Genomic DNA, 5,132 nt, shown 5'->3' with positions numbered 1-5,132 from the left:
GCTGTAGTAGTCGGCGACCGCGCGCACGGCGCTCACTCCGGCGGCTGATCGTGCGCGCCGCTGACGCGCTCCGCCGCCGTCGGTTCCTGCGCCACGGCATGATCGATCCGCTCGTCGATCACGTACATCGGCCTGCCCTTCGTTCACCCTCGCCGCCACGGTCACTACGACCGAGTCGAAGCGTCGCTCGCGCTCGCGTCTCTACCATCGCTGCGGCAAATAACCGGCTTGCGGCGGCGTTGAGCGACCTGCTGCGGCGACGCTAGCGTCCAGACCGGGTGTAGCAGGACAGCGACCCGTTGACCGCGACGTCCAGCGTCTCCTGTCCGTTCTGGATCTGGGCCAGGTTGACCATCGATGCGTCCAGCTGCCAAGGCGCGCTCGTAAGCGCCACCGCAAGCGGTGCGATCTCATTCGCGGACAGGTCGACCGAGCCGGCACGCGCACCCTGCTGGACAACGCTAACCGTCATCGAGCCGCCGCTGGCGCCGAGCGTCTCGCTTACGGCAGCGACCTGAAGCGTGACCGTGCGACAGGTCGTATTCGCGGCCGTGAGCACGGTGCTGAAGCGAGGCGCAAGAGAGACGCCGGTACCGTCCTGATGGCGGAACACGCCGGCGACGTACGTGAACTGCTGGCCGTTGACATCGAGCGTGCTTGGCTCACGTCCGGTGAACGTCGCCAATGTGACCGGCGCGTAGGCGTACACGGTCCGCGTCGCTGATTCCGCCACGGTGCGGCGACCGCGAAGAACGGCGATCCGGTATCGATCAACGCCTTGCCGAGCACGTGGTGCGAAAACCGTTCCCTTGCCGCCCGGGCCGGGATGAAGGGTCGCCACCCTGACCCACATGCTCGCGCGGCGCTCCTGGATCACGGCGACGTCGCCGCGAGGCAGGTGGATGGTGAACTTAGCCCGCGGTGCTGTCCCGGCGTCGACCTTCGATGTCTGGAGGCTCCACACGATCGCGACCCGTGACGCGTGTGCGTTCCCTGTTTGCGCCGCCGACGCGCAGGCAGACCCAAGCGCCGCGATCGATAGTAGGAGAGCGATCTGCGGCGTGCGGATCGTGTGCCCTCCTCACGAGGTCCTGAAGCACTTCAGCGGCGTCCCGGTGCTCGTGCCGGTGGCGTTGGTGGCGACGATCCTGTAGCAGTAGTTGGTCATCGTGGTCAGCGTGCCGGTCGGCAGGCCGACGTTCTCGACCCCGCCGTAGGCGCCGGCGTTATCGATCGCGGTGATCTGGTTGAGGCTGGTGCCGACGCCATACTCGAACAGGAACGAGGTCTGCTGGCCCTCTGGGTCGACGGTGCCGTTCAGGACGGCGCCGGTCGAGGTGATCGAGGTGGCGTTTCCGTTCGTGACCACCGGTGCGCCGGCCGCCCCGGCGGTGGTGAACGTCATCACCGCACCATTGGTGGTGCCCGGAGTGTTGGTCGCCACCAGACGGTAGAAGTAGGTCGTGTTCGGCGCCAGGCCGCTAAGCGTCACGCTCACCGGCTCATCGGCGGTGCTCGAGCCGCCATTCTCGACCGTGCTGATCGAGCCGAAGCCGATGCTGGTGCCGTACTCGAACGTGTAGGCGGTAAGGCTGCCGTGGGCGTTGACGGTTCCGTTCATGGTCGCGCCGGTATCCGAGATCCCGGTCGCCGCGCTCGTGGTGGCGGTTGGCGACGTCGGCCCTCCGGTGGTGGTGAACGCGACCACGGCGCCGCACACCTGGCCGGAGCCGGTGGCCGAGCTCTTCCCGCAGGCGCGGTAGTAGTACGTCGTGGCGGCCGTGAGCCCGGTGATGGCCTGGGGGGGCTGCGCGGTGGCGGTGCTCCCGGACCCGGCGTCGAATGGGCCGATCACGGTGCCGAACGCGGTCGTCGTCCCGTACTCGTACCTGTACATCGTGTCCAGGCCCTCTGGGTTGATCGTCGAGTTCAGCGACGCGCCGGTCGAGGTGACGTTGGTGGCCGCGCCTGTTGTCACCACCGGCGGCGTCGAGGAGGGCACGGACAGCTTCCACACGCCACGGCCGTGGGTGGCGGCGTACAGGTTGCCACTGGCGTCGACACTGAGCCCGATCACTTGCACGTTCGGGAGGCCAGTGCCGACAGCTGTCCAGACCGTTGAGGCGCCATTTGGCGACGAGGTGGAAAACACGCCGACATCGGTGGCAACCACGTATGCACTGCCGGCGGACACGACCGAGTTAGACGACACCCCGCTCGGGAGGTTGCCGGTGATGTCGGTGTAGCTCGCGCTCGGCGTCCCGGTGAGCGTGACCGTACCCGTCTCCACCATCGGCGGGACGCTGAAGTACTGGGTGTTGTTGGCACTGAAGCTGACTGCGATCGTGCCGGGGGTGGTCGAGTTGACGTCGATGTGGGTGATCAACTGCCGGACGCTGGGCGAGATGTTGGTGAATGTGGGCGTACTTGCGCTTGCGTTCGTGGTGACGTCCAGCGTGCCGTTGTCGAAGCCGACGTACACGACGTCTGAGTTCGACGGAGCGACCGCAATTGCCGAAACACCTGAGCCGACCGCTGTTAGCTTCTTCCATGTCGGGCCGATCGGAGTGGTGGCCTGATACAGATCGCCGGCGCCGTAGTAAACGGTCGGCGCGTCGACCGAGCCCGAGTTCGGGACGATCGTCATCGGCGGCACGAAGTTCGCCCCCGTCAACGACGGGGTGATGTTGCTCGCCGACGCCCAGGCGTTGCTCGTGACGAACAGCGACTCGTCCGCCTCGCCGAGCTCCTGGTCCACGTCGAACGGGTTGATCGCGCTATAGCCGCCGTCGCCGGAGAGCACGTCGGGCCAGCCGGAGCTGCCGCTGTACAGGCCGGTTCCGTTGTCCTGGAGTCCGCCGAGGATCGCGACGCCGTTGTTGTAAACGCCAAGGTCCTCGTAGAACTGGGTCGTGTTCAGGTTGGTGTTGAGGTTCGACATGCCGCTCGCACCGCCGCCGGCGTACTCGTATACGCCGCCGTCACAGCCGATGATCACGTGCCCCGAGGGCATGAACGCGAGGGCGTGGTTGTCGGGATGGATCACGTTGGGTGGGCCGGCGAAGAAGCTGTGCCCGTTGATGTTGGACCAGGTGCTGCCGCCGTCGGTGGTCTCCACTTGGGCGATCCCGGCGGCGACCACGTGGGACGGGTTGGCGGGATCGACGGCGATCACGTTGTCGTAAGAGGCCTGGTCAGCGGAGCCCGAGCCATACGCGTAGGACTGGTTCGTGTACTTCGGGATCGTCAGATGCGTCCACGTAGTACCGCCATCGGTCGTCTTGTAGATCGAGAGGTCGCCGCCGTTCGAGTCCGTCCCACCCTGGATCTGGATCGCCGCGTACAAGGTCTGGTTGGCGGTCGGGTTGGTGCCGGCCTTGGTCCCGATGCCGATCTGGGTCACGCCGAAACGGGAGCCGGTCGGCAAGCCGCCGGCGAGGGTGGTGAAGTTGTTGCCACCGTCGGTCGACTTCTGGACCCCGACGGAGGCGGTGCCGATAAAGACGGTGGTGGGGCTTGTGGTGGGGTCGAGCGCGACCCCCCAGGTCTGGCTCGTGAAGTTGCCGGTGCCGGTCGGATGGCTCCAGGTCACGCCGCTGTCTGTCGACACGTAGAAGCCGGAAGTGGTGCCGGCGTAGATCCGGGAGTGATCGTTCGGGTCGACCGCGATCGAACCGAACTCGACCCCCGAGAAGATCCCGCCGGGATTCTCCACCGTCCAACTGCTGCCGCCGTCGGTCGACTTCAGCACCCCGCCGCCGTAGAAGCAGTCGCCGCAGTTGTTGGCCTCGCCGGTGCCGGCATAGACGATCGAGGGGTTGGTGGGGTCGACGGCCAGCGCCCCGATCGCCAGGCCGGCGGACACCTGATCGGTGTGCGTAACCCAGGTGGCGCCATTGTCGGTCGAGCTCCACACCCCGCCCCCTGCGGTGCCGACGAAGATCTCCCCGGCGTTCGTTCCGCTCTGCACCACTGCGGCGCTGTCGACGCGACCGGAGTTGTTTTGCCCGTAGAAGCTATTGGTGACCGGGACCGGGCCCAGGGCGGTCCAGGCGTTGGTGAAGTTTGGGGAACCGGCGACGACCGGGATCGTCCGCGAGCGGATCGCCGCGGCTTGCGTCTCCGCAGCTTGAGCCAGCGCCGCCGCGTGAGCGGGCGGCCCGAAGCCAGCCCGCTGCTGAGCGAGGTAGTTGGCGGCACCGAGCGGGTTCAACATGGGCGGATGGGCGGACGCGACGGCCGTCGCTCCGGCGAGGATGCCGATCACGCATGCGGCCAGCCAGGCGCCGGTCGCCGTTTGCTTGCGGGACATCACTCGCTACCTCCCGTGTTTATGCCGAACGCCCTCATCCGTCTGCCCTCATCCACCTTTGCCGGCCACCTTGCGGTGCCCTCGGGACACAGTACCGGCTTGCGGCACGGGGAAGCAAGTGAGCGACGTGCAAAGCCGCCCCTCATTCCGATAGCCGGGTCGGCGATCGCGAGCAGCGAGCCGCCTGCCGGGAGGCGGACGCCGCAGCGGATTAGGCGGGATTCGGCATTCATGACCCGCTCGAGCCGCTTGTCCAGCGAGTCCGAAATGCCGAGCTCGCGCGCCGGGTCGAATGGGCGGCGGGATATCGACTGCCACGCGCGCGAGCCGGCGATCAGCGGTAGCAGCAGCGTCACGAACGAGGTCATATAGCGGACGCACAGGCCGGCCTCGGACAGCTTGTGCTCGAGCTCCCGGCTGCGGTAGCGGCGGTGGTGGCCGGAGAAGCGATCCGCCTCGCTCCAAATCCACCGATGCTGGGGCACGGTGACAATCACGCCACCGCCGAGCCGGACCGCCTGCCGGATGGCGGCTAGGGCACGGCCGTCGTCCGACACGTGTTCGGGCACGTCGAACGCACCCACCACGTCGAACTCGCCGTCGAACGGGAGCTCCCGCACGTCGGCCCGGACGAACTGAGCACCCGGCGCGCGCCGTGCCGCGTGCTCAAGCCGACGCCGACAGGTCGCAGCCTGCGAGCCGCATCTGATGCCTCGCCTGCGCCACTCCCGACAGCACGTAGCCGTTCCCGCATCCGACCTCGAGGAAGCTCTGCGCCGCCGGAAAGAACGTCTCGAGTGCCCACACGACGAGCCGATTC

General features: G+C 67.4%; 3 protein-coding genes. All 3 read right to left on the bottom strand.

The features are described from left to right. Positions 1-262: 262 nt before the first annotated feature. On the bottom strand, positions 263-964 hold the full coding sequence (locus VG296_RS28480) for a hypothetical protein (protein WP_325571319.1): 702 nt from the start codon (positions 962-964) through the stop codon (positions 263-265). Positions 965-1,081: 117 nt separating this feature from the next. Next, positions 1,082-4,312, bottom strand: coding sequence for a hypothetical protein (locus VG296_RS28475; RefSeq protein ID WP_325571317.1), 3,231 nt, complete (start codon positions 4,310-4,312; stop codon positions 1,082-1,084). After that, a complete protein-coding gene (locus VG296_RS28470; protein ID WP_325571321.1) occupies positions 4,312-5,022 on the bottom strand; it encodes a class I SAM-dependent methyltransferase in 711 nt (236 codons plus the stop codon). The genes VG296_RS28475 and VG296_RS28470 overlap by 1 nt, the downstream gene beginning before the upstream one ends. Positions 5,023-5,132 lie beyond the last annotated feature (110 nt).

The organism is Actinospica sp. (genome assembly GCF_035552695.1).
Classification (GTDB): domain Bacteria; phylum Actinomycetota; class Actinomycetes; order Streptomycetales; family Catenulisporaceae; genus Actinospica.
This window is presented reverse-complemented; position numbering and strand designations above follow the sequence as displayed.